We start from the raw sequence: 26572 nt of genomic DNA on the forward strand, positions 1-26572 counted from the left end.
CAATCAAAACCACCCGGTACTCCGTCTAATGGGCAGAAAGGAGGGGATGGATCTTGACCGAGCTGGAATATCTGGAGCGGGCGGAGGAAGCCCGCGGCAAACTCTACCGGGCCGCCCTGCTCACCCTGGGCAGCGAGTCGGCGGCAGTAGACGCGGTGGATGAGGCGGTGTACAAGGGCTATTTGAGCTATCAAAAGCTGCGTGAGCCCCAGTACCTGGAGACCTGGCTGGTACGTATCCTCATCAACGTCTGCCGGGACGAGCTACGCCGCCGCAAGCGGGAACTGGCGGTGGAGGAGCTGCCCGAGACCGCCCAGGAGGCCTATGATTCCCTCCCCCTGAAGGAGGCCGTCCGCCGCCTGCCCGCCCAGCTGCGGGACGTGATTGTCCTGCGCTACTTCACCGGCCTGACTCTGGAGGAGACCGCCGCCGCCCTGGATCTGCCCCGGGGCACCGTGTCCACCCGGCAGCGCAGGGCGCTTGCTCTTTTGAAGCTGGAACTGACCACGGAGGAGGGAGCATCATGAACCGACAGCAGGAATATTGGGATCTGATGGGGCAGCTGGCCCAGCCTCCCACCGCTCTGGACGGCACCGCCCTGCGAGCCAGGGACCGTGCCCGACGCCATCGCCGCGGAAAACGCTGGGGAATCTCCCTGGGAAGCGCGGCCGGCGTGTGCGCCGCCTTTGTGGTGGCCGTCAATGCCCTCCCCACTTTTGCGCTGGCCTGTGCCAAAATCCCCGTGCTGCGGGAGCTGGCCGCAGCGGTCGCCTTTTCCCCCAGCCTGTCCGCCGCAGTGGAGCACGACTATGTGCAGTATGTAGGCCAGAGCCAGACCTTTGACGGCACCACCCTCACCCTGGACTATGTCATCGCCGACCAGCAGCAGATGGTGGTCTTTTACCGCACCGACGGCGATTTCCCCTCTTACAGTGCCTCCTGCGACCTGAAGGATGCAAGCGGTGCTCCCCTGTTCGGATATTCGGTGAGCAGTACCACCAGTTCGGAGGAGCTGAAACAGTTTGAGATCCACTTCAAGGAGCTGGAGGAGATCCCCCAGGCCCTCACCCTGGACGTGACGCTGTGGGGGGGCGATGTGAAGGGGCAGGAGCAGAGGCTGGACCATACCTTCACCTTCCAAATCACTCTAGACCCGTCCAAAACCGCCCCGGCGGTGGAGATTCCTGTGGAGCGGTGGGTGGAGGTGGACGGCCAGCGGCTGCTGGTGGATCACCTGGAACTCACCCCCACCAAAACCACCCTCTGCCTGGAGGAGGACCCGGCCAACACCGCCTGGCTCCAGCGCCTGGAGTTCCATTTCACCGGTCCCGAAGGCCGGCGCTATGAGACCATCGACAGTTCCCTCTCCGCCAGCGGGTCAGCAGACCACCCCGGCTTTTACACCTACTATTTTCAGAGCCTGTACTTCGTGGACAATGTCTCCCGCCTCACCCTCCACCTGGACGGAGCCGTGTGGCTGGACAAGGAATCCCAACCGGTGACCGTGGACCTCACCAACAATACCTGGACCGGCAGCCTGCCGGAGGGGGTGACCGGCCTTCAGGCGGAGCCCCTCAGCAGCCAGGGCACGGATGAGGGGTGGACTCTGACGGTAAGCTGCATCACCGACCGGGCCCCCTTTGAACTGGACTACCGGGACCCGGAGGGCGGTACCTACCATACAGGGGGCTACAGCCGCCGGGGCGACCAGGAGCATCCCGGCAACTATGTGTATGTGTATCCTTTGGAACACTACCCCTGGAACCAGGCAACGTTTACCCTTACCTATACCAGTACCTCCTCCCTGTCGGAGTCTGTACCACTTTTCCCGGAATAAATCATCTCAGAAATTCCTATTGATTTTGTGGGATTTATGTGGTATGCTGGTACCAACCTAGGAAAGAACAACAGGAGGTCCCATCCTATGAAAATCGCCCACTCCATTCCCGAACTGATCGGCAGCACTCCCCTGCTCTGTCTGGAGCGTTTTGCCCCCGGCGGCGGCATTCTGGGCAAGCTGGAGAGCTTCAATCCCCTCTCCTCTGCCAAGGACCGGGCCGGCCTGTATATGATCCGGGCCGCTGAGGAAGCCGGTCTGCTGAAGCCCGGCGCCACCATTGTGGAACCCACCAGCGGCAATACCGGCGTGGCTCTGGCCTACATCGGCCGCCAGCGGGGCTATAAGGTGGTGCTCACCATGCCCGAGACCATGAGCCAGGAGCGCCGCTCTCTGCTGTCCGCCCTGGGGGCCGAGCTGGTGCTCACCGAAGGTGCCAAGGGTATGAGCGGCGCCATCGCCAAGGCCAAGGAACTGCTGGAGTCCGACCCCGCCGCCTGGATGCCCGACCAGTTCAACAACCCCGCCAACGCCCAGGCCCACTATGAGACCACCGGCCCGGAGATCTGGCGGGATACTGACGGCGCGGTGGATGTGCTGGTGGCCGGCGTTGGTTCCGGCGGCACCATCACCGGCGCAGGCCGCTATCTGAAGGAGCAGAACCCCAACATCAAGGTGGTGGCGGTGGAGCCCGCCGAATCCCCCGTCCTGTCCGGCGGCAAGCCCGGCCCCCACAAGATCCAGGGCATCGGCGCCGGCTTTGTCCCCGGCACCCTGGATATGAGCGTGGTGGACCAGGTGCTGACTGTCCCCGGTGAGGCCGCCATGGCCTCCGCCAAGGAGCTGGCCCGTGCGGAAGGCATCCTGGTGGGCATCTCCTCCGGCGCTGCCGCCTGGGCCGCCCGGGAGCTGTCCAAGCACCCCGACTTTCAGGGCAAGACCATCGTGGCCGTACTGCCCGATACCGGCGAGCGCTATCTCTCCACCGGCATCTACGCATAAAAAAGAAAGGACGCTGCTCACGCAGCGTCCTTTTTTCTCTCAGCGTTTCGGAAATCGGAACAGCCACAGGGCCACACCCAAAACGGTATAGACCTGAGGATATAATACATTGAGCATCAGCAGACGACTCGCCAGCCATGCAAACACCAGGTTCTGAGGTACTTCCGCCAAGTCCTCATAGGGCACACCCAGACCATCCTGGATCACCTGGACCAGTCCCACCACCAGCACAGGAAGAAAGAGCACCCCATTTACCACCAGGAAGAGCAGCACACCCCGCCGGGTCCAGGTGGTCCACACCCGCTCTTCCAGAGGGCGCGCCACCCGAAGCAGGCCCAGCCCCTGAAGCGCACACCAGCCCGATAGCAGCCATAAGGCAGGCTTCATCAGGCAGGTAAGGGCCATAACCAGGTCCGCCCCCACATAGCGCCGCTGAATGATCTTATTCATCAGCGGCGCAGGAATGGTCATCAACAGAAAGATGGCTACCAGGATCAGGCAGCCCACAATCAGCCGCCTGACCTCTCTCTTCCGGTCCTGCTCCGGAGGCAGCCCGTACAGCACCTGATTCACGTCAGTCTCCAGCACCTGGGCGATCCGGACCAGCATATCAATGTCCGGCCGGCTTTTCCCGGACTCCCATAGTTAAGGTTATTGCTTCCCCTGCGTACCGCATCCCGACACGCAGGGAGTTTCATTTAATCAATCTTTCCGATAAAGCGGTAGTAGATGTCTACCTTTTGTTTTCGGCAGCCATCCGGGCTTTTTACAGCTTCATGCACCACGATTTTTTCAATCAGGGAGTTTAAAAGCTCAGTGGTCAGTTCCGTGGGATTTGAGTACTGCTTAATCAGTTCCACCCACTTCTCTGCATCACTTTCCGTCTGCTCCATGGAGCTTAAGGCTTCCTGTAATTCCCGGATTTTGGTTTCCAGTTCCTGTTGCTCCGTCTGAAACCGTTCCGAAAGCATGGTAAAGTTGTATTCGGTTATCTTTCCCCAAGACCAGTCCTCGTACAGCTTTGTAAACAGCCCGTCTACCTCGGATTTTCTCTTTATGGCTTTTTTCAGTTCCACGGCTCTTTGTCTCTTTGCGGCACTGCGTTCCTTATTCCCGGCACTTAATAACTGCTGTAACAGCTTCTCATCGTCCCGGTGCACCTGCTCCGACCAGTATTGCAGTCTGGAAAGCACATATCCGTAAAGTACATCATAGCGGATGTAGTGCATGGAGCATTGTCCAAGACCCTGTCCATTTTTCCCGCAGTGGTAGTAGCCGTAAGGTGTTTTGTTCTGCCGGTTTTCCGCATAAGAAAGGGTCCATCCGCAGTCGGCACACTTGATAAGTCCGGCAAATATCTGGGTCTGACCGTTTTTGCATACCCTCCGGCGACCGGCTATCTGCTCCTGTACCTGTAAAAACATTTCCTTTGTGATGATGGCTTCATGGGTATTCTCTACCCGGAACCATTCCGACTCTGGCTTCCGTACCACCTTCTTGCTTTTAAAGGAGACGGTGGACTGGCGGTTGTGCACGCTGTTCCCGATGTAGTTTTCATCATTTAGAATGCTTTTTACCTGTGAAATCGTCCACTGATACCGTTTGGATTCGTCTGCTCCCTCAAATACATGGGCGAAGGTGCCGTTTCTCCGGAAATTTATCCACGCCGGTGTGGAAACCTTTTCCTCCATCAGTATCCGTGTGATTTTCGCCGCTCCTGCACCGTGCAGGGCAAGTTCAAATATCCTTTCGATAATCCACTTGGTATCCGGGTCAATCAGAAGGTGTCCCGTCTGTTCCGGGTCCTTTCGATACCCTAGGGGTGCATAGGCTCCGTAGTGGGCTCCGTTTGCAAACCGGGTACGGAAGGCTGCCTTGACCTTCTTGCTGGTCTGTCTGGCGTGCATCTCATTCAAGATGTTTAAAAACGGTGCAAGCTCGTTGTCACCGTTTAAGGTGTCCACGTTGTCATTGATGGCGATGTAGCGTACTCCCTTGCTTGGGAAATAGAGCTCTGTGTACTGCCCGGTCAGAATGTAGTTTCTGCCAAGGCGTGACAGGTCCTTTGTCACAACACAGTTGATTCTGCCATCCTCAATGTCATCAATCATCCGTTGGAACTCCGGGCGGTCAAAGTTGGTGCCGGACCATCCGTCATCAATGTATTCTCCCACCACGTTCAAACCATGCTCATGGGCGTATTCCCGGAGCATCATCCGTTGGGTGCGGATACTTCCGCTTTCTCCCTGAAGCTCGTCGTCCCGGCTCAGACGAAGGTAAAGTGCCGTGTTATAAATGGTTGTATTGTTTGGTTGTTTCATTAAAATCCTCCTTTTTGAAACAACCCACGCTTACAATACTGCCTGTAAAAATATTATATCGTAAGCATGGGTGATAATCAATGTATTTAAGCAGAAATCTTACCTTCCGCAGTGTATAGCATTACATCCGTCAGCAGGTCATCCAGTTTCTTACCGTTTGTGGCAAAGTGTTCGGATATCTCGATGTGGTTTTTCCCACACACGAAATACCATTTTCCGTCCTCTGCCATAAGGACCTTTCCTGCCGGTAATTCCGTACCTCTTCGGTTCTTCCCCATAGGCATCCTCCTTTCTTCGTTTCCAGACATCCGCAGATGCCGGCTATCGGTTTTTGTCTTCCTTTTTTACTTCCTGTCTAAGCTCTGCTAAAAGCTCCGGTGGTATCCGTTCCATAAGCCGGTGCAGCTCTCTTAATTCGCTTTCCTGCTTCGCCCGTTCCATCGCATTCTTTATCTTTCCGTTTTCCCCGGCTTTTGCCCGGGCTTCCAGTTCTTGGTTTTGGGAAATCAAATCGTCGATGGTAACCTGATACTTCTTTAGCTGTCCGAGGAAATTCTCCATCTGAGGAAACCACTTCCGTAAAAGCTGTAATGCTTCCTCCTTCTGTTTTCCGGCGTTAAACACGGTGATACTATCCAATGTCTGCACGATTTTCTTCCCCTGTTTGGTAAGGCTGACCGCCTGCTTAAAGAGCCTTGTGGGGATATGCTTTCTTCCCGTAGTTCTGGCACTTTCCCCACGTTCCAAGTCAGGGTACTTCTCTGCCATGTAAGCATGGAAATCATCCTGCCATTTGGTAAGGCTTGCCCGGTTCCCGATAACCTCCTTGGCACAGAGACGGTTATCCTTCGTAAGCGGAACAAAGGTCAGGTGCAGATGAGGCGTTTTCTCGTCCATGTGTACCACCGCAGAAATGATGTTTTCCCTGCCGACCCGGTCCGCAAGAAACTCCGTAGCCCATTTAAAGTAGGCTGCCGTTTCCTGTGTGGATTTCCCTTTGAAAAACTCCGGGCTTGCGGTAACTAACGTATCCACAAACCTTGTGCTGTCCTTTCTTGTACGACAGCCGGATTCTTCAATTCGATGCTTGATAAAGCGTGAATACCGCTCCTTCGGCTTGATGGTGTGGAAGTTGTATTTACTGCGTTCCGTATCAATGTCGGGATTACTGGCATACCGTTCCTTTTTCCGTTCGTGGTGGGCTTCCAAAGCCCCGGACGGACAGCCCTTGTGCTTCGCAAATCGTAAAATAGCGTATTGTGGCATATAACTCCTTTCCGTCCACAAAAGAGTGGATATTTCTTTATTTTCGAGGTACGGCTCATCGATGAACGTAAGGAAAGTCTACACTTTTTCTGAGGGCTGTGCCGTATATCCGAAAGGTAGGATTTTTAGGTTTTAGAACGGGGATTTCCGTTTTCTCGGAAATGTGATAGAATGAAGAAAAAAGATATAGGAGAAAACGCCATGGCATTAACCATACAGGAACGCTTAAAAGATCTACGGGTAGAATGGGGACTGACCTTGGAACAGCTTGCGAACGAAACCGGGCTGTCAAAATCTGCCCTCGGAAGCTATGAATCGGAGGATTACAAGGATATCAGCCATCATGCTATCAACCGGCTGGCTGACTTTTACGGTGTGACTGCCGATTATCTGCTTGCCCGGACAGAAACAAAAAGCCACCCGAATGCAGAGCTTTCTGACCTGCATCTGAGTGACGAAATGATAGAGCTATTAAAGAGTAAACGGGTGGATACGGCACTGTTTTGTGAACTGGCAACCCACCCGGATTTCACAAAGCTTCTTGCTGACATACAGATATATGTGGAAGGGATTGCATCCATGCAAATACAGAACCTAAACGCATGGGTGGATGTGGCAAGGGCTGAAATCATGGAAAAGTACCAGCCGACGGAACAGGACAAAACCATGTATCTGTTGCAGTCGGCTCATGTGGAGGAAGGTGACTATTTCCGTAGCCGGGTACATAAGGATATGGGCAGCATCCTGGAAGATATCAGAAAAGCCCACATCGGAAGGAGTGACGGAGCACCGAAGACCTCTGTGGCAGAAGAACTGCGGCAGGACTTGGAGGAAGTGGCTGCCTTTGCAGGAAGTCGGGCAGAACAACTTCTGATGGTGTTCTGTAAGCAGACCAAACTCCGTTACAATAAGCTGACGGAGGATGAAAAACAGGCACTGATACGGATAATGCAAAAGTCGGAGTTGATGAAAAGTCCTGTTTCTCAGAGGGGGAGAAAGAAATAAAATGTGTATACTTAAAGATGCTTTGAGAGGTAACATTTATGGGATTTCGTACACTTGAAATTAGTCATGCAGCAGAAATACACATAAAAGAAGGGCAATTGGAAATCGCAACAGACGATGGAATTGCAGTTGTGCCGATAGAGGACTTGAATCAGATTATGGTACATGGTGCTAATATACGACTTTCTACAATGGATTTATCTATCTTAAGTCAAAATAAGGTGGCACTGATGACGCTGGATGACAGATATTTACCGACAGCCATTGTGTTGCCCTTTGAAGGTCATGCAAGGCAGTCTAAATTAATGCATGCACAGGTAAATACTACACATGAAAAATATATGGAGTTATGGATTGATATTATAAAACAAAAGATAAGTAATCAATCCAGAGCTTTGTCTATTATGGGTTTGGATGGTGCGGAAAGAATTGCAGAGTATGTGGCAACTGTAGATGAGGAAAATGTGGATTACTGCGAATCATTAGCTGCTAAAGAATATTTTTCATATTATCATGAGGGATTTAACAGAAGAAGTGAGGACCCTATAAATAGCAGACTGAATTACGGCTATGCTGTTGTAAGAAGTGCAATTGCAAGAAAACTGGTGGCAACGGGTTTTCATCCAACTTTTGGAATACATCATGACAATCAATTGAATGCATTTAATCTGGCCGATGATTTGATAGAACCGTATCGTGCAATAGTTGATTTAGTAGTACATAACAATATAGCGTCAAATATTCAGTTGACAAAATCAGAAAGAAGAGAATTAGCATATGTATTACATAATGCCTGTATCGTCGATGGAGTCAAGGTTAATATAATGTCGGCGATTGATATTATGGTAGAAAGTTTAAAGAGGATTATTTTAGATGCTTCGACAGAAAAACTGAAGTTACCAATGATTCTGCCGATTGAAAGTATGGAGGGAATTACGGAATGAGATTACTTGTTATTCTTAGTCCAACAGATAGATGGGGAACTAAAACAGAGTATACGAGGCTTCGAAAGTTTTTACATAAAGATGGCTATTTGCGAATAGCACCGGAAGTGTATATGCGGATAGTGCAAAATAGGAAAGCGTCCGAAAAACATTACAGACGAATTGAAGAGTACGCACCTAAAACCGGAATAGTGAGACTTTTACGTTTGACAGAGAAGCAATATAATAATATTTATATGGTAGCAGGTGAACCAGATTATCAAGAAAAAGTAGTTGGCACAAACAGTCATATTATGTTATAATGAGACTTGTAACAGACTAATTATCTATATTTGGGGAGTTAATAAAACTTTTTACTAAATATAGTGGTTGAATGACCCGCCAAAAATGGTGCATCGTTCAACCAAATTATACCCTCTCCCTGCTAATCAAAGAGCTTTACTTCTGTGACTGACACGGGCACAGAAGCAAAGCTCTTTTTGTCTGCTTCAAAACCGACGACCAGAATCCCAGTCCCCGACCTTTCGCAAACCCGCAGATATAGGGTATAACACACTAGACTTTGCAAGCAAAGTCCGTGTGCCAAAAAGGGGCGTTGCCCCCTTTGGATTCCCCCATCATTTCCGTTTCTCGGATACAAAACCGACCTTGCCGGTTTTACATCCTTGCCCCGGAAATCTAAAAAAGCACCGTCGCCATCTTCAAAGGGGATGTTGACAGTGCTTCTTTATATTTATCCAAAAGTTGTTTTCTTGCAATACTGCGTAAGCGTGGGTTGTGGTGTAGTATCTTTAACTTAGGGAACCTCCTGTCTCATAATTGGACACCGTCTGCCGAGTGACGAACAGGGCCTGCGCCAGTTCCTCCTGGGTCAGGCCCCGTCTCTCCCGCAGCGTGCGGATGTTTTTTCCAATGTCACGCATACCTCTCACCTCGCCTATACCATAGGCCATGGTGATCCAATTGTCACGCAAAGATCCTTTTACACCGGGATTTTGGGGCTATTTCTCAGGCTTCGGCCCCGTCCCCCGGGCACTTCTCATGATGCCGGCGCACCAGGTCCGCCAGCGTCACATGGTCCACCACACCGGACACCGCGGCCTGGATCTCCCGCCAGATCTCCACGGTAACACACTGGTCCGCCCGGCCGCAGCGGCACACATCGTCTGCGTCGGCGCAGCTCACCGGCGCCAGATTGCCTTCCAGTACCCGCAGGATCTCACCCACGGTGTACTCCTCCGGTTCCCGGGTCAGCAGATAGCCGCCGCCCGCGCCGCGTACCGAGCGCACCAGCCCGGCCCGGGACAGCTGGGTGACAATCTGCTCCAGATATTTGTCAGAAATATCCTGCCGCTGGGCCACATCCCGCAGAGGCACCGCAGTGCCGTGGCTGTGGAGGGCCACGTCCAGCATCAGCCGCAGGGCATACCGACCCTTGGTAGAAATTTTCATACGATCCCTCCTGACTTTGGAGATATAATACCATAATACTGGTAGGATTTCAAGTGAAATTTCCTCTTGACTTTCGCACCAAAAAGTGCTAAAGTCCATGGTAAGAAAGGAGCGTGCCCGTCATGCTGAAGCGTACCGGTTATGGATACGGCTATTACCGCTGCTATTATTTCAGCGGTGTTTTTGCCTGCCCATAACCGGCTGATCCGGGTATCGTTCCACATCGAATCGTGGGAGATCCGCAGTCGCCTTTGGGCGGGTGCGGATCTTTTGTATTTTGAAAGGAGTTTCCGTTATGGTCGTCATTATGAAGCGGGGCTTTACCCCTGAGGAACTGGAAAAAGCCATCCACACCATGGAGGAGGGCGGCGTCAAGGTCATGGTCTCCAAGGGCTCCGAGACCACCATTCTGGGCGCCGAGGGCAATGCCGACGGCATCGACCAGGAGAAGCTGTCCCTGCTGCCCGGCGTGGACCGGGTCATGCGGGTCACTGAGCCCTACAAGAAGGCCAACCGGAAATACCACCCGGAGGACAGCAAAATTGACCTGGGCAACGGCGCCGTAGTGGGCGGCGACCAGCTGGCAGTCATTGCCGGTCCCTGCTCGGTGGAGAGCGAGGCCCAGATCGTGGAGGTAGCCCAGGCGGTCAAGGCCGCCGGAGCGGCAGCCCTCCGGGGCGGTGCCTTCAAGCCCCGCACCTCTCCCTACTCCTTCCAGGGCATGGGCAACGACGGCATCCGCCTGCTGCAGGAGGCCAAGGCAGTCACCGGTCTGCCCATCGTCACCGAGATCATGTCCACCGACAACGTGGAGATGTTCGAGATGTGCGTGGATGTGATCCAGGTGGGCGCCCGCAATATGCAGAACTTTGACCTGCTCAAGCAGCTGGGCAAGACCACAAAGCCCATCCTGCTGAAGCGTGGCCTCAGCTCCACCATTGAGGAGTGGCTCATGAGCGCCGAGTACATCATGGCCGGCGGCAATGAGAAGGTCATCCTGTGTGAGCGGGGCATCCGCACCTTTGAGACCTTTACCCGCAATACCCTGGACCTGTCGGCGGTGCTGGCGGTGAAGCAGCTCTCCCATCTGCCGGTGGTGGTGGACCCCTCCCACGCCTGCGGCAAGGCCTGGATGGTGGAACGGATGAGTATGGCGGCTCTGGCCGCCGGTGCCGACGGTCTCATCATCGAGGTCCACAACGATCCTCCCCACGCCCTGTGTGACGGTGCCCAGTCCATCACCCCCGCCCAGTTCTCCGATCTGATGGACAAGCTGCGCACCCTGGCCCCCTGCGTGGGCCGCACTCTGTAAAAGGAGCGCTTCAACATGAAAAAGACACTTGTGATTGTCGGTCTTGGTTTGATTGGCGGCTCTCTGGCCCTGGCTCTGAAGGGCTTTGAGGACTACGAGATCGTAGGCGTGGATGTATCCCAGCCCACCCTCCGCTACGCCAGCGAGCACGGCGTGGGTGACCGGGTCACCGAACATGCCGACCAGGTGATCCCCCAGGCCGACGTGGTGGCGCTGGCCCTCCATCCCCAGGGCATCCTGGATTTCCTGCAGGCCCACCGGGACCACTTCAAGCCGGGCGCTCTGGTGTGGGACGTGTGCGGCGTCAAGTCCGCCATCCTGGAGGGTGCCGACTGCCTGCCCGATACCGTGGACTTCATCGGCTGCCACCCCATGGCGGGCACTGAGTTCTCCGGCGTGGAGCACGCCTTTGCTGAGCTGTTCCAGGGCTCCCACTTCCTCATTGTCCCCCGCCCCACCAGCCAGCCGGAGCACCTGGCCCTGCTGGAGCGCATGGCCAACTACATCGGCTGCTGGGACGTCCACCGCACCACCGCCCAGGCCCACGACGCCCTCATCGCCTATACCAGCCAGGTGATGCACATCATCGCCGTCTCCGTGTGTGACGACCCCACCCTTTTCGACTGCAAGGGCTACGAGGGCTCCTCCTTCCGCGGCTGCACCCGGGTAGCCGCCCTGGACGTGGGCCTGTGGACCCAGCTGTTCTCCCTCAACCAGCCCGCCCTGCTGGAGGTGCTGGACCGGCTCATCGGCAACCTCCAGTCCTACCGTGAGGTGCTGGCCACCGGCGACCGCACCGCCCTGGCGGAAAAGCTGGCTTACTCAGCCGCCCGCAAGCGGCAGATGGACCTCCCCGGTCCCGACCTGCTGGAATAAGAGAAAAAGGACGTGCCGCCGTGCGGCACGTCCTTTTTATCAATTATACTGGAAGATGTTCATGTCCTCCAGAGTCAGGTCCTCGGTATAGGGGTTGATGAGCTGGTTCACCGTCTCCAGGGTCTCCTCCGGGTAGAGCTGGTAACAGTACTTGCCCCAGCCGGGGTAGTAGGTGTTGCCGTCGCCGGTCAGGGTGGCGCTGGTCATGCCGTTCTCAAAGTCAAAGCTCAGAGCGGGCTCGGCAAACCACAGCATCTCGCCGAATTCCAGATCGGTGTTTACGTACTCCAGGAAGATCTCAATGTAGCTGTTGATCTTCTGGGGATTGGACAGGGCCTTTTTCAGAATGGCGGCAATCAGCTGCTGCTGAGTGCGGGTGCGGCCGATATCGTTGTCCGGATAGGCCGAGTAGATGTTGTCGGGGTAGGTGCCGGGACCATCGGAGTTCTTCCGGCAGCGAGCCACGTTGAGCACGTCCTGGCCGTCCAGATGCTGAAGGCCGGGCTCATAGTGGATGTGCAGGTCCTGGGTGGGATCATCGTAAGACATGTGGACCGGCACATTGAATTCAATGCCGCCCAGCTCATCCACCAGCACCTTGAAGCCATCCATATTGATGCCCACATAGAAGTCAATGGGAATACCCAGCATGTCGGAGATGGTATCCCGCAGGGTCTCGATGCCATCCTGATAGACCGCGTTGAGCTTTCCGCTCTCCACCAGGGTATCCCGGGGAATGGACACCATACCCACCGTCTGGTTCACCGTGTCATACATGCACACGATCATGGTGTCAGCGTTGCTGCCCACCTGATCCTTGGCCACCAGCAAAAAGGTATAGGTATATGGTTTGCGTCCGTTATCCTGCTGGGCGCTCTCCCCCGGCGCTGCCGGTGTGGCGGAAGGCTCCACCGCCATCTCGGGCTCCTTGCTCATCAGCTTGTAGGCGCAGAAGAGAATGACGATCAACGCAGAGATGGCTACCAAAATGCCATACAGTATTTTTGCCGCCCGCCGTCCCGGCGAGGAACGTCGGCGGCGCTTTTTCTTTCGTGTCTGGGCCACTGAGGCGCGCCCCTTTCTCCATTTACGTTATGTCAACAAACAAGAACAGTATAGTGGAGATTTGCCGCTCTGGCAAGAGTTTGACGCAAAAATTTATAGAGTTGTCATTTTCTCCAATCCCAGGGGAAACACGGTACCCGCCGTCAGCAGCTTGCCCGGCAGGTCGGCCCGGTAGTTCGGCTGACCGGGGTCAAGACTGTTGATCACCACCCCGTCGCTGCCCGCTCGGGCAGTGGAGTGGATGTACCGCCCCTCTCCCAGATAGAGGGCAATGTGCCCCGGGAAGTAGAGCAGGTCGCCGGGCCGGCACTGCTCCAGGGGGATAGCCCGGGCGGGATAGCCGGGTACCAGCTTGGCATCCCGGTACAGCAGCACCCCGCTGAAGAACCAGGACATAAAGGTGAGTCCGGAGCAGTCGATGCCCATGGGGGACTTCCCGCCCCACCGGTACTGCACTCCCAGATAGCTTTTGGCTCGCTCCACCACCCGGGCCCGCAGCTCCTCTTCCGGCAAATCCTCGGGATAGGCGCAATATTCCTCCAGGAAACTACATTTTGTATACCCTTTTTGCCCATCAGGCAGGTTCACCAGCCGCCAGCCCTCCGGGCAGGGCCCCTCCCCTGGGGTCACCAGCGCCCCCCGGGGCAGGGTGGCCAGAACCGGCAGCTCCACCTCCGGCCCACTGAGCACGTCGGCAAACAGGGCGTTCACCACTAGCTTTGGAGCCTCCGTCCACCCCCGGTCAGGCACCAGCTGATCCGGCTGTACCCAGCCGGTGTATCCATAGTGGGTGCGGATCTTCCACCAGCCCTCCGCCTCCTCCAGAGGTCCGGAGACCGGCCAGCCCATCAGGATCTCATCCACCCGTTCCTCTCCCCCACCCGGACCGACCCGGAGGGGACAGAGGGACTGCGCTGCAACATACATCATAGGCCCTCGCATTTCTGTCCCGTTTGTGCTATGCTGATAGTACAGTTTATGGGACACCAAATATGATACGCTTGCATGAAACACAGGAAAAGGAGGTCGCTTCCATGCCCAGAAGCCCCAACCAAAAACTGAAGCTGCTTTGCCTGTGCAAGCTCCTTTGGGAACAAACCGACGAGGAGCACACGCTGACCGTTCCTCAGATCATCGCCCACCTGGAGGCCTGGGACATCAAGGCCGAGCGCAAAAGCATCTATACCGACATGGAGGCTCTGCGCCAGTTCGGTCTGGATGTCCAGTGCCGGAAGGGCCGGGCCCCCGGCTGGTTTCTGGGGGAGCGTCCCTTCCAGCTGCCCGAGCTTAAGCTGCTGGTGGACGCGGTCCAGTCCTCCCGCTTCATTACCCAGCGGAAAAGCAGCGAGCTGATTCACAAGCTGGAATCACAGGCCAGCGTTCATCAGGCCCGCCAGCTCCAGCGGCAGGTGTATGTGGACCGCCGGGTCAAAACCATGAATGAGAGCATCTATTACACCATCGACAAGCTCCACACCGCCATTGCAAACCGCAAAACGGTCACCTTTCTCTACTTTGAGTATAACGTCCGCAAGGAAAAGGTGTACCGCCACGACGGCCGCCGCTATACCGTCTCCCCCGCCGGCCTCATCTGGGACAATGAGAACTACTATCTGGCCGGCTATGACCACCGCTCCAAGGAGATGCGCCACTACCGGGTGGACAAGATGGCCGATCTGGCCGTCACCTTCCTCCCCCTCACCGGGGTCCCCGAGCACTTTGACATGGCAGCCTATGCGGGAAAGCATTTCGGTATGTTCTCCGGCCGGGAGGGCCAGGTCACCCTCCGCTGCCGCAGCAGCCTGGTGGGTGTGGTGCTGGACCGGTTCGGCCTGGACGCCATTCTGATCCCCGACGGAGAAAGTCATTTTACCGTCACCGTGTCCGCCGTGGTAAGCCCTCAATTTCTGGGCTGGCTCTTCGGCCTGGGAGACGGGGTGCAGCTGCTCCGGCCCCAGTGGGCGGTGGAGGAGCTGCGCCGCCAGCTGTCCGCCGTGGCGGGGCTGTATCCTGAGGGATAGGGTTCAGCTCCAGCTCTCCCACACCTCAGGGCAGTAGCCCACGGTGGCCTGCTTGCCGTTGCGCACGATGGGGGTCTTGAGCAGCTTGGGGTTGTCCAGCAGCTTTTCCATCTTGTCGGCATCGTAGGCCAGGTAGTTGAGCAGGGCGGCATCGGGATGCTTCTGGTCGATGAGGTTTTCCAGTCCCACTGCATTGACCACGCTCTTCAGCTCTCCGGCGCTCATACCGTACTTGCCCAGGTCTACCGCCTGGAACTTGATGCGCCGCTCCTTGAACCAGCGCTCCGCCTTCTTGGTGTCAAAACATTTGCTCTTTCCAAAAATCTGAATATTCATTCTTTATTCTCCTATATAAGCAAACCGGGGGCCCTGATAGCCATCCCGCTCCACATATTCATTCCACATGGCCGCCGGCCGCACCCAGATCCCCTGCTCGCCGTACAGGGCCTGATAGACCACCATCGGTTCCAGCGTCTCTGAGTGCCGTGCTACATAGAGCAGCCGATACTCGTTGCCCTTGAAGTGGCGGTAGCGCCCGGGGCGCAGTTCCATATCGTCCATCCCGGCATCCTCCTTCGTATCCGTTTCCGGTATTGTACCATAGCCGCAAGTCCGCGGGGACTTGCGCGCCGCGGAGGCGGCGTAAAATCGGCCTCGCCGATTTTGGCTATGGTGCAACATCAACAGCAGGCGTTTTGTTCCCAAAACGCCTGAATACGCAGTATCCTGCCGCACATGTGCGGCAACTGCTGATATTGTACCATATCCGCCCCAGCGGAACAACCGGCGGGAAGCCTGTCGCAAAATAATGGTATACTTTTCCCCAGCTGCGTGGTATAATATAAATGCTAAATATGGCTTTATGCGCGATTTCGCGCTTTGAATAAGGCAAGGACATAGAATGGATAGAGGCGCCAGGCGGTGCATGGCCGTCCCCTTTTTCCGGCGAGGCAGGGTCGGAAAGAGCGGGAGTCCACCGCTTTTCTTTTGTGCGCTCAGATCCGGACCGTGCCCACTGATAAATACGGAAAACGGATTGATTGTAAAGGAGTGTAGTAAGACTTTTATGGCTGAAAAACTGAAAATCATTTCTCTGGGTGGTCTGAACGAGATCGGCAAAAACCTGACCGTCTATGAGTACGGCGGGGACATGATCATCGTGGACGTCGGTATGGGCTTCCCGGATGACGATATGTACGGCATTGACGTGGTCATCCCCGATTTCTCCTATCTCATCAAGAACAAGGACCGCATCCGGGGCATCTTCCTGACCCACGGTCATGAGGATCACATCGGCTCCATCCCCTACCTTCTGCGGGATGTGAATGTGCCCATCTACGCTACCCGGATGACCGCCGGCCTGGTGAAGCTGAAGCTGGAGGAGCACCGTCTGGTGAATAAGACCAAGCTCATCACCTGTGAGGCCGGAGAGACTGTGAAGGCGGGTAAGTTCTCGGTGGAGTTCATCCACGTGAACCACTCCATCGCCGACGCCTGCGGCTTTGCTATCAAGTGCGCCGTGGGTACCGTCATCCACACCGGCGACTTCAAGATCGACCCCACCCCCATCCAGGGCGGCATGATCGACCTGGGCCGTCTTGGTCAGCTGGGCAAGGAGGGTGTGCTGGCGCTGCTGGCCGACTCCACCAATGTGGAACGTCCCGGCTTTACCAAGAGCGAGCGCAGCGTAGGCGACTCCTTCGATGCTCTGTTCCGGGGCTGTGAGCAGCGCATCATCATTACCACCTTCGCCTCCAACGTGGACCGCATCCAGCAGATCATCGACGTAGCCGCCCGCTATGGCCGCAAGGTGGCGGTCACCGGCCGTTCTATGGAGAACGCCATGAAGGTGTCCACCGAGCTGGGCTATATGAAGATCCCCGATGGCGTGCTGGTGGATCTGGCTCATATCAAGAGCCTGCCCAAGAACAAGATCTGCATCATCACCACCGGCAGCCAGGGCGAGACCATGTCCGCCCTCACCCGTATGGCCTTCAATACCCACCGCCAGGTGGATATCCAGGCCGGCGACCGGGTGATCCTGTCCGCCTCCGCCATTCCCGGCAATGAGAACGCCATCGGAAGCGTCATCAACGAGCTCTACCGCAAGGACGCCGAGGTGGTCAATGAGCGTGACCGCGCCCTCCATGTGTCCGGCCACGCCTGCCAGGAGGAGCTGAAGATCATCCACGCTCTGGTGAAGCCCAAGTTCTTCATCCCCGTCCACGGCGAGCAGCGGATGCTCAAGACCCACGCCAAGCTGGCCCAGCAGATGGGCATGCCCCCCAAGAACATCATCATCAGCGACATCGGCAAGGTCATCGAGCTGACCCCCAACTCCGCCAAGATCAACGGTACCGTGCCCGCCGGCCGGGTGTTCGTGGACGGCTACGGCGTGGGCGACGTGGGCAGCGTGGTGCTGCGGGACCGCAAGCATCTGGCCGAGGACGGCATGATCGTGGTGGTGGTCTCCATGTCCGGGGAGGACGGTTCCGTGGTGTCCGGCCCCGATATCATCACCCGCGGCTTCGTCTACGTGAAGGAGTCCGAGGGCCTGATGGAGGAGCTGCGGAAGGTGGCCGTCAACGCGCTGGAGAACTGCCAGCGGGACAGCCTCACCGACTGGGCCGCCATCAAGTCGGAGATCAAAAACGCCATCTCCAGCTTCCTGTATAAGAAGACCAAGCGCAACCCCATGATCCTCCCGGTCATCATGGAGGTCTGATATTCAATCAAAAGCGGCTGCCGCATCTGCGGCAGCCGCTTTTATATGCCCTCCTGTAGGGGCCGATGCCCTCATCGGCCCGTTATTCTTGTCGCAACAGTTACAATAGAAAGGGGCCGCTGCCATTGGCAGCGGCCCCTTGAGGTTTCTTCTGTTGTCACGCTTCGCCTGTTCGCGACGAGCGGCTTCCCTCCGACTCGGGCTCAAAACAGGTCTGCTTGCGCAGCCCTTCGGTTTCTCGCCCTCGCTCCGGTCCATCCGCTCTACTCACGACGGCTCAGCGCTTCTGAATTACTTCAGGTTGAAGAAAGCGTCGTTGCCCAGGTACTCGGCCACATCGCCCAGCTCCTCCTCGATGCGGAGCAGCTGGTTGTACTTAGCCACACGGTCGGTACGGCTGGGAGCGCCGGTCTTGATCTGGCCGGCGTTGGTGGCCACCACGATGTCGGCAATGGTGGCATCCTCGGTCTCGCCGGAGCGGTGAGACACGACGGCGGTGTAGCCGGCGCGGTTGGCCATCTGGATGGCGTCCAGGGTCTCGGTCAGGGTGCCGATCTGGTTGACCTTGATCAGGATGGCGTTGGCGATCTTGTTCTCCAGGCCCATCTTCAGGCGCTCGGTGTTGGTAACGAACAGGTCGTCGCCCACCAGCTGGACGCGGTCGCCCAGAGCCTTGGTCAGCATCTGCCAGCCCTCGATGTCGTCCTCGCCCATGCAGTCCTCCATGGAGATGATGGGATAGTTGTCGGCGAACTTCTTCCACATGTTGACCATCTGCTGCTTGGTCATGGACTTCTTGGCCTTGGGCAGGTCGTAGCAGCCGGTCTCAGCGTTGTACCAGTCGGACACAGCGGCGTCGATGGCGATCTTGAAGTCCTCGCCGGGCTTGTAGCCGGCCTTCTCGATGGCAGCCACGATGCACTTGAAGGCGTCCTCGTCCTTCTTCAGGTTGGGAGCGTAGCCGCCCTCGTCGCCCACGCCGGCGGCGGGAGTGCCGTTCTCCTTCAGCACGCTCTTCAGGGTGTGGAACACCTCGGCGCACATACGCAGGGCCTCACGCCAGCAGCAGGCGCCCACAGGCATGATCATGAACTCCTGGATGTCCACGTTGTTGGTGGCGTGAGCGCCGCCGTTCAGGATGTTCATCATGGGCACGGGCAGAACCTTGGCGTTGACGCCGCCAATGTAGTTGTACAGGCTGGTGCCCAGGCTCTCAGCGGCAGCCTTAGCGCAGGCCAGGGAGGCGCCCAGGATGGCGTTGGCGCCCAGGCGGCTCTTGTTGGGGGTGCCGTCCAGAGCGATCAGGGCCTTGTCGATGGCGGTCTGATCCAGAACGTTCATGCCCACCAGGCACTCGGCGATCTCGGTGTTGACGTTCTTCACAGCGGTCAGAACGCCCTTGCCCAGGTAACGGCTCTTGTCGCCGTCACGCAGCTCGCAGGCCTCGTGCACGCCGGTGGAAGCGCCGGAGGGCACAGCAGCGCGGCCCATGGTGCCGTCTTCCAGATAGACCTCGACCTCAACAGTGGGGTTGCCGCGGCTGTCCAGGATCTCACGGCCCAGAACGTCAACGATCTCGATGATCTGCTTCATGGTAAAAAACTCCTTTCGTATTGGCGGCGGGGACTTCCCCGCCATACAGGGGTATCAGATTGTGGGGGGCGGGCATCCGGCCCGCCGGAACAATATTTGGTACGGCGGGGAATCCCGCCGGATACCGCTTAGTTGAGGATCAGGGTCTCCCCGTCCATCTCTGCGGGCTTTTCCAGGCCCATCAGGTCCAGCATGGTGGGGGCGATATCGGCCAGACGGCCGTCCCGCAGCTTCACATCGGCGCCCACGATGTAGAAGGGCACCAGATTGGTGGTGTGAGCGGTGTAGGGCGTAGTGCCGTCATCGTCCAGCATCCGGTCGGCGTTGCCGTGGTCGGCGGTGATGAGGGTCACGCCGCCCATCTTGGTGGTGGCCTCCACCACCTTGCCCACGCCGGTGTCCACAGCCTCCACGGCCTTCACAGCGGCGTCAAACACGCCGGTGTGACCCACCATGTCGCAGTTGGCGAAGTTGAGGATGATGACATCGTACTTGCCGCTCTCGATGCGCTTGACGGCCTCCTCGGTCACCTCGGGGGCGCTCATCTCGGGCTGCAGGTCGTAGGTAGCCACCTTGGGGGAGGGGATCAGGCACCGGTCCTCACCGGGGAAGACCTGCTCGGCACCGCCGTTGAAGAAGAAGGTCACATGGGCGTACTTCTCGGTCTCGGCGATGCGCAACTGGGTGTAGCCCTGGCGGGCAATGTACTCGCCAAAGATGTTCTCCAGCTCCCGGTGGGGGAAGGCAATGAGCACGTTGGGCATGGTAGCGTCGTACTCAGTGGTGCACACGTAGGTCACGGGGAAGTAGCCCTTCTTGCGCTCCACGTCGGTGAAGGCGGGGTCCACAAAGCAGCGGGTAATTTCCCGGGCCCGGTCGGGGCGGAAGTTCATAAAGATGATGGAGTCGCCCTCCTTCACCTTGCCCTCCTTGGTGCACACCACGGGCTCCACGAACTCGTCGGTGACGCCGGCGTCGTAGGACTTCTGCACGGCGTCCACCGGATCGGCGTTCTCAGTGCCCACGCCCAGCACGATGGCGTCATAGGCACGCTGCAGGCGGTCCCAGCGCTTGTCGCGGTCCATGGCGTAGAAGCGGCCCATAACGGTGGCCACCTGGCCCACGCCCAGCTCCTTGCACTTGTTCACCAGCTGCTCCACGTAATCCTTGCCGGAGGCGGGGGGCACGTCACGGCCGTCCAGGAAGCAGTGGACGAACACCTTGTGCAGGCCGCGCTTCTTTGCCATCTCCAGCAGGGCGAAGATGTGGGTGATGTGGCTGTGGACGCCGCCGTCGGACAGCAGGCCGAACACGTGCAGCGCGCCGTCCCGCTCCTTGCAGTCGTCCATGGCCTCGATATAGGCCTCATTCTCAAAGAAGGTGCCGTCCTGAATGGCCTTGGTGATCCGGGGCAGGTCCTGGAACACCACCCGGCCGGCGCCGATGTTGGTGTGACCCACCTCGGAGTTGCCCATCTGGCCCTCAGGCAGGCCCACGTCCATGCCGGAGGCCGCCAGCTTGCAGCCGGGGTTCTCAGCAAAGATCTTGTCCAGATTGGGGGTGTGGGCGGCGGCGATGGCGTTGCCGGTCTTGTCGTCCCGCAGGCCAAAACCATCCATAATAATGAGGGTAGTCGGTGTTTTACTCATAGTTTACCTCTGTTCTCTGTCAAAAACGCGATCTTATTCCTGGTTGGCGGCGTTGACCGCAGCGTCAAGAAAATTTGCCGGTGGCAAATTTTTAGCGCAGGCCCTGCCGGCTATGCCGGCAGGGTGGCACTCCGCAAGAAGCAATTACTCCTGGTTGGCAGCGTTGATAATCTCCACAAAGTCGGGAGCCTTCAGGGAGGCGCCGCCGATCAGGCCGCCGTCCACGTCGGGCTGAGCCAGCAGCTCGTGGGCGTTCTTGGCGTTCATGGAGCCGCCGTACTGGATGGTGACGGAGCGGGCCACGCGGGCGCCGTACAGCTTGCGGATGACGGCACGGATGGCCTCGCACACCTCGTTGGCCTGCTCGGCGGTGGCAGTCTTTCCGGTGCCGATGGCCCAGATGGGCTCGTAGGCAATAACCACGTGACGCATCTTGTCGGCGGGCACGCCGGACAGGGCGGCCTTCACCTGATAGGAGATCAGGTCCATGGTGACGCCCAGCTCACGCTGCTCCAGGCTCTCGCCCACACACACGATGGGGTACAGGCCGGCCTCCAGGGCGGCGTGGACCTTCTTGTTGACGGTGAAGTCGGTCTCATTGTAGTACTGACGGCGCTCGGAGTGGCCGATGATGACGTACTTCACGCCCAGCTCCTTGAGCATCTCGGGAGAAACCTCGCCGGTGAAGGCGCCGTGAGACTCATAGTGGCAGGTCTCAGCGCCGATGGCCACGCGGCTCTCCTTGAACAGGCGCACAGCGGCCTGGATGTTCACGGAGGGCACGCACAGCACCACCTCGCACCACTTGGGCTTGCCGATGAGGGGCTTGAGCTCCTCAGCAAAGGCGCGGGTCTCGGACAGGGTCTTGTTCATCTTCCAGTTGCCGGCGATGATGGTCTTGCGGTATCTTCTGTTCATGGGTAAAGGGGCCCCTTTCTTCCATTTTCTCTCTTGGGTTTTGATCCGGTTGGATCTGCGGCAGATCTTTCGCAGACTCAGTTGTGACGCTGAGGCGGTGTCTGTCTATTAAGCGTCCAGCAGGCAGGCCACGCCGGGCAGCTCCTTGCCCTCCATGAACTCGAGGGAAGCGCCGCCGCCGGTGGAGATGTGGGTCATCTTGTCGGCATAGCCCAGCTGCTGCACAGCGGCAGCGGAGTCGCCGCCGCCGATGATGGTGATGGCGTTGCTGTTGCTCAGAGCCTCGGCCACAGCCTGGGTGCCCTTGGCAAAGGCGGGGAACTCAAACACGCCCATGGGGCCGTTCCAGATCACAGTACCGGCATCCTTCACAGCGTCAGCATAAGCGGCAATGGCCTTGGGGCCGATGTCCATGCCCATGCAGTCGTCGGGGATGTTCATGCTGTCCACCAGGATGGGCTCGGCGTCGGCAGAGAACTCCTTGGCGCAGATGGTATCCTCGGGCAGGAGCAGCTTCACGCCCTTCTCCTTGGCCTTCTTCATCATGTCGTTGCAGTAGTCCAGCCAGTCGGCCTCCAGCAGGGACTTGCCCACGGAGCCGCCCTGAGCCTTGAGGAAGGTGTAGGTCATGCCGCCGCCGATGATGATGGTGTCGGCGATCTCCAGCAGGTTGTTGATGACGCCGATCTTGGAGGACACCTTGGAGCCGCCCAGGATGGCCACCAGGGGACGCTTGGGATTAGCCAGAGCGCCGCCGATGATCTCCAGCTCCTTCTGGATCAGGAAGCCGGACACGGCGGGCAGGTAGGCAGCCACACCGGCGGTGGAGGCGTGGGCACGGTGAACGGCGCCGAAGGCGTCGGACACATACACCTCAGCCATGTCAGCCATGGCCTTGGCCAGAGCGGGATCGTTCTTGGTCTCACCCTTCTCAAAGCGGGTGTTCTCCAGCAGCAGAACCTGGCCGGGCTTGAGGGCGGCGGCCTTGGCCTGGGCGTCGGGGCCAACCACATCGGCGGCCATGATGACCTCGCGGCCCAGCAGCTCGCTCAGGCGCTTGGCAACAGGGGCCAGAGACAGCTTGGCCAGGGACTTCTTCCACTCCTCCTCGGTGATGGAGGCGGGGTCCTTACCCTTCTCGGCCTGCTTCTTCACGTAGGAGTCAAAGGTAGCCACGGGCTTGCCCAGGTGAGAGCAAGCGATCACGGCGGCATTCTGATCCAGCAGGTACTGGATGGTGGGCAGGGCGGCACGGATGCGCTTATCGTCGGTGATGGCGCCGGTAGCCTTGTCCTGAGGCACGTTAAAGTCGCAGCGCAGCAGCACCTTCTTGCCGGCCACGTCGATGTCTTTTACGGTTTTCTTATTGTAGTTCATACTATACTAGCTCCTTTCATCTCGCCTTCCCCGGTCAATCCGGGAAAATCCAGTTGTCGCAGGGCTTCGTACGCTAGGATCGCCGCTGAGTTGGAAAGATTGAGGCACCGGGCCTCCGCCCGGATGGGGATACGGATGCACCGGTCGCTGAATTTCTGCCGGAACTCCTCTGGCAGTCCGGCGGTCTCCTTTCCAAAGATGAGGTAGCACTCATCCCGGAACTGAGCCTCGGTATACGGCCTGGGGGCCTTGGAGGTGGCCAGCCAGATATCCTGGGCGCCCGTCTTCCGGAAGAAGTCCTCCAGATTCTCATAGACCCGCAGATCCACCAGGTGCCAGTAGTCTAAGCCGGCCCTTTTGACCGCTTTGTCACTGATATCGAAGCCTAAAGGCTTGATCAGGTGGAGTCGTATACCGGTAACCGCGCAGGTACGGGCAATGTTGCCGGTGTTTTGTGGGATTTCCGGTTCGTAAAGCACGATATTCAGCATTTTAATTCCTCTTTACACCTCTATCACTGTTCAGCGCAGGCTATTGTACTCCAAAATCCCGTGGATTTCAACCGTAAAAGCGTGAAAAAGCGGTAAAACGTACAGTTTTCTTTGCACAAACAACCCATCCTTCCTTTACTGTACTAGAAAACTGTGGTATGATGCTCACATACGCGTGAATGATTAGGAGGATGAACGCTTTGCAGCGCGAACATAATGTACGCAGACTGGTAGTCAAGGTGGGTACTTCCACCCTGACCCGTGAGACGGGCAGTCTCAATCTTCAGAATATGGAGCGCCTGGCCCGGGTGCTCTCCGACCTGGAGGGCATGGGCTATCAGGTGGTGCTGGTTTCCTCGGGCGCCATCGGCATCGGCACCAAGAAACTGCGGCTGGACGCCCGCCCCACCGAGCTGCGGATGAAGCAGGCCACCGCCGCCGTGGGCCAGTGCATGATGATGCACATCTACGACAAGCTCTTTGCCGAGTACAACCGCACCGTGGCCCAGATCCTGCTCACCGGCGAGGACGTGGACGCCCCCATCCGCTCGGAGCACCTGCACAACACCTTTGAGGCCCTGCTGGAGCTGGGGGTCATCCCGGTCGTCAACGAAAATGACTCGGTGTCCTCGGCGGAGATCGAAACCGGCAAGTGCAAGGTCCTGGGCGACAACGATACCCTGTCCGCCATCGTAGCCCGGCTATGCGGCGCCGACCTACTGGTGCTGCTCAGCGATATTGACGGACTGTACGACGCCGATCCCCGTACTCATCCGGACGCCAAGCTGATCCACCGGGTAACCGCCATCACCCCGGAGCTGCGGGCCATGGCAGGCGGCGCCGGCACCTGGCGCGGCACCGGCGGCATGGCCACCAAGCTCAACGCCGCCCAGATCGCTCTGGACGCCGGTGTTGAAATGGTCATTGCCAACGGCAGCAACATCGAGGCCCTCTATGACATCGTGAACGGTGCCGACATCGGCACCCGCTTTACCGCCCCCTGAATTGCCCCTCAACCTTATACATAAAAGGAGTGACATCGTATGACACAGCTGGAAATGCAGGGTCTGGCCGCCAAGAATGCCAGTCGGGTGCTCTCCATTGCAGGCACCGCCAAGAAGAACGCCGCCCTGGAGGCCATCGCCTCCGCCCTGGAAGCCCGCCAAAGTGAAATTCTGGCCGCCAACCAGGAGGATATGACCGCCGCCAAAGCCGCCGGCATGCGCCCCTCCCTTCAGGACCGGCTGGCCCTGGACGCCGGCCGCATCGCCGGCATCGTGGACGGCGTGCGGCAGGTGGCCGCTCTCCCCGATCCCATCGGTGAGATCACCAAGATGTCCACCCGGCCCAACGGCCTGGTCATCGGCAAGCGCCGGGTACCCCTGGGTGTCATCGGCATCATCTATGAGGCCCGGCCCAATGTCACCGTGGACGCCGCCGCCCTCTGTCTGAAGTCGGGCAACACCGTCATTCTCCGGGGCGGCAAGGAGGCCTTCCACTCCAACCAGGCTTTCGTCTCCATCATGCGGGACGCTCTGGAGTCCGCCGGACTGCCCCGGGACTGCGTGGCCCTGGTCACCGATACCACCCGCCAGAGCGCCACGGAGCTGATGAACCTGACCGCCTACCTGGATGTGCTCATCCCCCGGGGCGGCGCCGGTCTCATCAAAAATGTGGTGGAGAATGCCAAGGTGCCGGTGATCCAGACCGGCGTGGGCGTGTGCCACGTGTACGTTCACGGGGAGGCCGACCTGGACATGGCCGCCCGCATCATCCACAACGCCAAGACCTCCCGCCCGTCGGTGTGCAACGCCGCCGAGTGCCTGCTGGTGGACCGGGCGGTGGCCCGGGATTTTCTGCCCATGGCCTGGCAGCTGCTCCAGACCAAGAACGTGGAGCTGCGAGGCTGCCCCGAAACCCGGGCTATCCTGGGCGACTTCGTGGTCCCCGCCACCGAAGAGGACTGGGACACCGAGTTCGGCGACTATATCCTGGCCGTCAAGGTGGTGGGCGGCTTCGACGAGGCGGTGGAGTTCATCCACGCCCACGGCACCGGCCACTCCGAGGCCATCGTCACCAACAACTACTTCGCCGCCCAGCAGTTCCTGGACCAGGTGGACGCGGCGGCGGTGTATGTTAACGCCTCCACCCGCTTCACCGACGGCAACGAGTTCGGCCTGGGCGCCGAGATCGGCATCTCCACCCAGAAGATGCACGCCCGGGGTCCCATGGGCCTGGAGGAGCTGACCTCCAGCAAATTCGTCATCTACGGCACCGGCCAGATCCGCTGAACATAGAATGGAGCGGCCCCATACAAGATTCTCACTACATACGGCGGGCAGCATGCCCGCCGTATGAATTTTGTAGGGGGTGCTTCCATGCTGGAACGCCAGATCAAGCCGGAGGGCGGCGTGGTGTACTGCGACCTGGGCAGGCTGTGCCTGGAGACTGGGCAGATCATCGACTGCTCCGTGACGCTGGCCGGGGTGCTGCCGGAGCGGCGGGTGGCCCTGGCGGCCGAGCTGATGGACGGGGATGCCTGTCTGGGGGCCCGGCTGTTCACCATCCCGCCCCACCATGAGCCGGCCGCTGCTGACCTGCGGCTCACCGGCCTGCGCTTCTACCTGCCTGAGGGGACCCAGCATCCCCTCACCCTGCGGGCCGACGCCCACTATGTGGACCGCAACGAGCGCTGTCTCCTTTAAAAACATACAGGGG

General features: G+C 58.1%; 28 protein-coding genes. 13 read left to right on the forward strand and 15 right to left on the reverse strand.

Annotated elements, in window-relative coordinates; all coding sequences use genetic code 11:
- Window positions 1-53: 53 nt before the first annotated feature.
- The 3 genes from J9789_RS07355 (at window position 54) to cysK (ending at window position 2839) form a co-directional block, all read left to right on the forward strand.
- On the forward strand, window positions 54-527 hold the full coding sequence (locus J9789_RS07355) for a sigma-70 family RNA polymerase sigma factor (protein ID WP_209344095.1): 474 nt from the start codon (window positions 54-56) through the stop codon (window positions 525-527).
- Window positions 524-1837 (forward strand): DUF4179 domain-containing protein, encoded by a 1314-nt coding sequence (locus J9789_RS07360; RefSeq protein WP_209344097.1) that lies wholly within the window; start codon window positions 524-526, stop codon window positions 1835-1837. The genes J9789_RS07355 and J9789_RS07360 overlap by 4 nt, the downstream gene beginning before the upstream one ends.
- Window positions 1838-1924: 87 nt before the next feature.
- Complete coding sequence (gene cysK, locus J9789_RS07365; protein ID WP_209344100.1) at window positions 1925-2839, forward strand: cysteine synthase A; 915 nt, start codon at window positions 1925-1927, stop codon at window positions 2837-2839.
- Between the two features lie 39 nt (window positions 2840-2878).
- On the opposite strand, the gene J9789_RS07370 is transcribed toward cysK, so the two are convergent.
- The 4 genes from J9789_RS07370 to mobV all read right to left on the reverse strand — a co-directional run bounded on the left by J9789_RS07370 (window position 2879) and on the right by mobV (window position 6426).
- Window positions 2879-3448, reverse strand: coding sequence for a hypothetical protein (locus J9789_RS07370; RefSeq protein ID WP_209344102.1), 570 nt, complete (start codon window positions 3446-3448; stop codon window positions 2879-2881).
- A gap of 89 nt (window positions 3449-3537) precedes the next feature.
- The gene (locus J9789_RS07375) at window positions 3538-5160 is read right to left on the reverse strand and encodes a recombinase family protein (protein WP_209344104.1); all 1623 of its coding nucleotides are present in this window, start codon (window positions 5158-5160) and stop codon (window positions 3538-3540) included.
- Window positions 5161-5246: 86 nt separating this feature from the next.
- On the reverse strand, window positions 5247-5438 hold the full coding sequence (locus tag J9789_RS07380) for a hypothetical protein (protein ID WP_209344106.1): 192 nt from the start codon (window positions 5436-5438) through the stop codon (window positions 5247-5249).
- 43 nt (window positions 5439-5481) lie between these two features.
- The gene (mobV, locus tag J9789_RS07385) at window positions 5482-6426 is read right to left on the reverse strand and encodes a MobV family relaxase (RefSeq protein WP_209344108.1); all 945 of its coding nucleotides are present in this window, start codon (window positions 6424-6426) and stop codon (window positions 5482-5484) included.
- A gap of 201 nt (window positions 6427-6627) precedes the next feature.
- Between mobV and J9789_RS07390 the strand changes: the two genes are divergently transcribed.
- The 3 genes from J9789_RS07390 to cas2 are packed head-to-tail and all read left to right on the forward strand — an operon-like array spanning window position 6628 to window position 8677.
- Window positions 6628-7431 carry a helix-turn-helix transcriptional regulator gene (locus tag J9789_RS07390; RefSeq protein ID WP_198605610.1) on the forward strand — a complete coding sequence of 268 codons (804 nt, stop codon included), beginning with the start codon at window positions 6628-6630 and terminating at the stop codon, window positions 7429-7431.
- Window positions 7432-7469: 38 nt separating this feature from the next.
- Window positions 7470-8375, forward strand: coding sequence for a type II CRISPR-associated endonuclease Cas1 (gene cas1, locus J9789_RS07395; RefSeq protein WP_198605604.1), 906 nt, complete (start codon window positions 7470-7472; stop codon window positions 8373-8375).
- Window positions 8372-8677, forward strand: coding sequence for a CRISPR-associated endonuclease Cas2 (cas2, locus tag J9789_RS07400; protein WP_198605605.1), 306 nt, complete (start codon window positions 8372-8374; stop codon window positions 8675-8677). The genes cas1 and cas2 overlap by 4 nt, the downstream gene beginning before the upstream one ends.
- A gap of 489 nt (window positions 8678-9166) precedes the next feature.
- On the opposite strand, the gene J9789_RS07405 is transcribed toward cas2, so the two are convergent.
- Window positions 9167-9298 carry a helix-turn-helix transcriptional regulator gene (locus J9789_RS07405; protein ID WP_209344110.1) on the reverse strand — a complete coding sequence of 44 codons (132 nt, stop codon included), beginning with the start codon at window positions 9296-9298 and terminating at the stop codon, window positions 9167-9169.
- An 85-nt stretch (window positions 9299-9383) separates the two neighbouring features.
- On the reverse strand, window positions 9384-9827 hold the full coding sequence (locus J9789_RS07410; RefSeq protein ID WP_209344112.1) for an Rrf2 family transcriptional regulator: 444 nt from the start codon (window positions 9825-9827) through the stop codon (window positions 9384-9386).
- A gap of 295 nt (window positions 9828-10122) precedes the next feature.
- Between J9789_RS07410 and aroF the strand changes: the two genes are divergently transcribed.
- Together aroF and J9789_RS07420 are read left to right on the forward strand one after the other, a co-directional pair.
- Window positions 10123-11139, forward strand: a complete 1017-nt coding sequence (aroF, locus tag J9789_RS07415; protein ID WP_209344114.1) for a 3-deoxy-7-phosphoheptulonate synthase — start codon at window positions 10123-10125, stop codon at window positions 11137-11139.
- Window positions 11140-11154: 15 nt separating this feature from the next.
- Window positions 11155-12015 carry a prephenate dehydrogenase/arogenate dehydrogenase family protein gene (locus J9789_RS07420; protein WP_209344116.1) on the forward strand — a complete coding sequence of 287 codons (861 nt, stop codon included), beginning with the start codon at window positions 11155-11157 and terminating at the stop codon, window positions 12013-12015.
- A gap of 39 nt (window positions 12016-12054) precedes the next feature.
- On the opposite strand, the gene J9789_RS07425 is transcribed toward J9789_RS07420, so the two are convergent.
- Both J9789_RS07425 and J9789_RS07430 read right to left on the reverse strand, forming a co-directional pair.
- Window positions 12055-13080, reverse strand: coding sequence for an LCP family protein (locus J9789_RS07425; RefSeq protein ID WP_209344118.1), 1026 nt, complete (start codon window positions 13078-13080; stop codon window positions 12055-12057).
- A gap of 93 nt (window positions 13081-13173) precedes the next feature.
- Window positions 13174-13944 (reverse strand): SH3 domain-containing C40 family peptidase, encoded by a 771-nt coding sequence (locus tag J9789_RS07430; protein ID WP_348633653.1) that lies wholly within the window; start codon window positions 13942-13944, stop codon window positions 13174-13176.
- Window positions 13945-14114: 170 nt separating this feature from the next.
- On the opposite strand from J9789_RS07430, the gene J9789_RS07435 reads away from it, so the two are divergent.
- Window positions 14115-15101, forward strand: a complete 987-nt coding sequence (locus J9789_RS07435) for a WYL domain-containing protein (protein ID WP_209344122.1) — start codon at window positions 14115-14117, stop codon at window positions 15099-15101.
- Window positions 15102-15104: 3 nt separating this feature from the next.
- Here the strand turns inward: J9789_RS07435 and J9789_RS07440 are convergent, their stop codons facing one another.
- The gene (locus J9789_RS07440; protein ID WP_209344124.1) at window positions 15105-15437 is read right to left on the reverse strand and encodes an arsenate reductase family protein; all 333 of its coding nucleotides are present in this window, start codon (window positions 15435-15437) and stop codon (window positions 15105-15107) included.
- Between the two features lie 3 nt (window positions 15438-15440).
- Window positions 15441-15653: a DUF1653 domain-containing protein gene (locus J9789_RS07445; protein ID WP_209344637.1), complete on the reverse strand. Its 213-nt coding sequence runs from the start codon at window positions 15651-15653 to the stop codon at window positions 15441-15443.
- Window positions 15654-16167: 514 nt separating this feature from the next.
- Between J9789_RS07445 and J9789_RS07450 the strand changes: the two genes are divergently transcribed.
- On the forward strand, window positions 16168-17826 hold the full coding sequence (locus J9789_RS07450; RefSeq protein WP_209344127.1) for a ribonuclease J: 1659 nt from the start codon (window positions 16168-16170) through the stop codon (window positions 17824-17826).
- 291 nt (window positions 17827-18117) lie between these two features.
- Here the strand turns inward: J9789_RS07450 and eno are convergent, their stop codons facing one another.
- From eno to J9789_RS07475, 5 genes are all read right to left on the reverse strand, one after another.
- Window positions 18118-19419: a phosphopyruvate hydratase gene (gene eno, locus J9789_RS07455; RefSeq protein ID WP_209344129.1), complete on the reverse strand. Its 1302-nt coding sequence runs from the start codon at window positions 19417-19419 to the stop codon at window positions 18118-18120.
- 128 nt (window positions 19420-19547) lie between these two features.
- Window positions 19548-21068 (reverse strand): 2,3-bisphosphoglycerate-independent phosphoglycerate mutase, encoded by a 1521-nt coding sequence (gpmI, locus tag J9789_RS07460; protein ID WP_209344131.1) that lies wholly within the window; start codon window positions 21066-21068, stop codon window positions 19548-19550.
- A gap of 144 nt (window positions 21069-21212) precedes the next feature.
- The gene (tpiA, locus tag J9789_RS07465) at window positions 21213-21986 is read right to left on the reverse strand and encodes a triose-phosphate isomerase (RefSeq protein ID WP_087334406.1); all 774 of its coding nucleotides are present in this window, start codon (window positions 21984-21986) and stop codon (window positions 21213-21215) included.
- A gap of 108 nt (window positions 21987-22094) precedes the next feature.
- Window positions 22095-23363: a phosphoglycerate kinase gene (locus J9789_RS07470; protein ID WP_209344132.1), complete on the reverse strand. Its 1269-nt coding sequence runs from the start codon at window positions 23361-23363 to the stop codon at window positions 22095-22097.
- Window positions 23360-23854, reverse strand: a complete 495-nt coding sequence (locus J9789_RS07475) for a tRNA (cytidine(34)-2'-O)-methyltransferase (RefSeq protein WP_209344135.1) — start codon at window positions 23852-23854, stop codon at window positions 23360-23362. The genes J9789_RS07470 and J9789_RS07475 overlap by 4 nt, the downstream gene beginning before the upstream one ends.
- Window positions 23855-24054: 200 nt before the next feature.
- Between J9789_RS07475 and proB the strand changes: the two genes are divergently transcribed.
- The 3 genes from proB to J9789_RS07490 all read left to right on the forward strand — a co-directional run bounded on the left by proB (window position 24055) and on the right by J9789_RS07490 (window position 26559).
- Window positions 24055-24858 carry a glutamate 5-kinase gene (proB, locus tag J9789_RS07480; RefSeq protein WP_348633654.1) on the forward strand — a complete coding sequence of 268 codons (804 nt, stop codon included), beginning with the start codon at window positions 24055-24057 and terminating at the stop codon, window positions 24856-24858.
- Window positions 24859-24897: 39 nt separating this feature from the next.
- Complete coding sequence (locus tag J9789_RS07485; RefSeq protein ID WP_209344138.1) at window positions 24898-26145, forward strand: glutamate-5-semialdehyde dehydrogenase; 1248 nt, start codon at window positions 24898-24900, stop codon at window positions 26143-26145.
- A gap of 87 nt (window positions 26146-26232) precedes the next feature.
- Window positions 26233-26559 (forward strand): hypothetical protein, encoded by a 327-nt coding sequence (locus tag J9789_RS07490; protein WP_209344140.1) that lies wholly within the window; start codon window positions 26233-26235, stop codon window positions 26557-26559.
- Window positions 26560-26572 lie beyond the last annotated feature (13 nt).

Source organism: Flavonifractor sp. AGMB03687, assembly GCF_017811815.1.
In the GTDB taxonomy this organism is placed as follows: Bacteria; Bacillota; Clostridia; order Oscillospirales; family Oscillospiraceae; genus Flavonifractor.

Coding starts and splice junctions, on each gene's coding strand:
- J9789_RS07360 (WP_209344097.1), top strand. CDS start 524: ATGAACCGACAGCAGGAATATTGGGATCTGATGGGGCAGCTGGCCCAG.
- J9789_RS07435 (WP_209344122.1), top strand. CDS start 14,115: ATGCCCAGAAGCCCCAACCAAAAACTGAAGCTGCTTTGCCTGTGCAAG.
- tpiA (WP_087334406.1), bottom strand. CDS start 21,986: ATGAACAGAAGATACCGCAAGACCATCATCGCCGGCAACTGGAAGATG.
- eno (WP_209344129.1), bottom strand. CDS start 19,419: ATGAAGCAGATCATCGAGATCGTTGACGTTCTGGGCCGTGAGATCCTG.
- cas1 (WP_198605604.1), top strand. CDS start 7,470: ATGGGATTTCGTACACTTGAAATTAGTCATGCAGCAGAAATACACATA.
- J9789_RS07450 (WP_209344127.1), top strand. CDS start 16,168: ATGGCTGAAAAACTGAAAATCATTTCTCTGGGTGGTCTGAACGAGATC.
- J9789_RS07470 (WP_209344132.1), bottom strand. CDS start 23,363: ATGAACTACAATAAGAAAACCGTAAAAGACATCGACGTGGCCGGCAAG.
- J9789_RS07440 (WP_209344124.1), bottom strand. CDS start 15,437: ATGAATATTCAGATTTTTGGAAAGAGCAAATGTTTTGACACCAAGAAG.
- J9789_RS07475 (WP_209344135.1), bottom strand. CDS start 23,854: ATGCTGAATATCGTGCTTTACGAACCGGAAATCCCACAAAACACCGGC.
- J9789_RS07380 (WP_209344106.1), bottom strand. CDS start 5,438: ATGGGGAAGAACCGAAGAGGTACGGAATTACCGGCAGGAAAGGTCCTT.
- cas2 (WP_198605605.1), top strand. CDS start 8,372: ATGAGATTACTTGTTATTCTTAGTCCAACAGATAGATGGGGAACTAAA.
- gpmI (WP_209344131.1), bottom strand. CDS start 21,068: ATGAGTAAAACACCGACTACCCTCATTATTATGGATGGTTTTGGCCTG.
- J9789_RS07420 (WP_209344116.1), top strand. CDS start 11,155: ATGAAAAAGACACTTGTGATTGTCGGTCTTGGTTTGATTGGCGGCTCT.
- J9789_RS07445 (WP_209344637.1), bottom strand. CDS start 15,653: ATGGAACTGCGCCCCGGGCGCTACCGCCACTTCAAGGGCAACGAGTAT.
- J9789_RS07405 (WP_209344110.1), bottom strand. CDS start 9,298: ATGCGTGACATTGGAAAAAACATCCGCACGCTGCGGGAGAGACGGGGC.
- mobV (WP_209344108.1), bottom strand. CDS start 6,426: ATGCCACAATACGCTATTTTACGATTTGCGAAGCACAAGGGCTGTCCG.
- J9789_RS07485 (WP_209344138.1), top strand. CDS start 24,898: ATGACACAGCTGGAAATGCAGGGTCTGGCCGCCAAGAATGCCAGTCGG.
- J9789_RS07370 (WP_209344102.1), bottom strand. CDS start 3,448: ATGCTGGTCCGGATCGCCCAGGTGCTGGAGACTGACGTGAATCAGGTG.
- J9789_RS07375 (WP_209344104.1), bottom strand. CDS start 5,160: ATGAAACAACCAAACAATACAACCATTTATAACACGGCACTTTACCTT.
- cysK (WP_209344100.1), top strand. CDS start 1,925: ATGAAAATCGCCCACTCCATTCCCGAACTGATCGGCAGCACTCCCCTG.
- J9789_RS07410 (WP_209344112.1), bottom strand. CDS start 9,827: ATGAAAATTTCTACCAAGGGTCGGTATGCCCTGCGGCTGATGCTGGAC.
- aroF (WP_209344114.1), top strand. CDS start 10,123: ATGGTCGTCATTATGAAGCGGGGCTTTACCCCTGAGGAACTGGAAAAA.
- J9789_RS07390 (WP_198605610.1), top strand. CDS start 6,628: ATGGCATTAACCATACAGGAACGCTTAAAAGATCTACGGGTAGAATGG.
- J9789_RS07490 (WP_209344140.1), top strand. CDS start 26,233: ATGCTGGAACGCCAGATCAAGCCGGAGGGCGGCGTGGTGTACTGCGAC.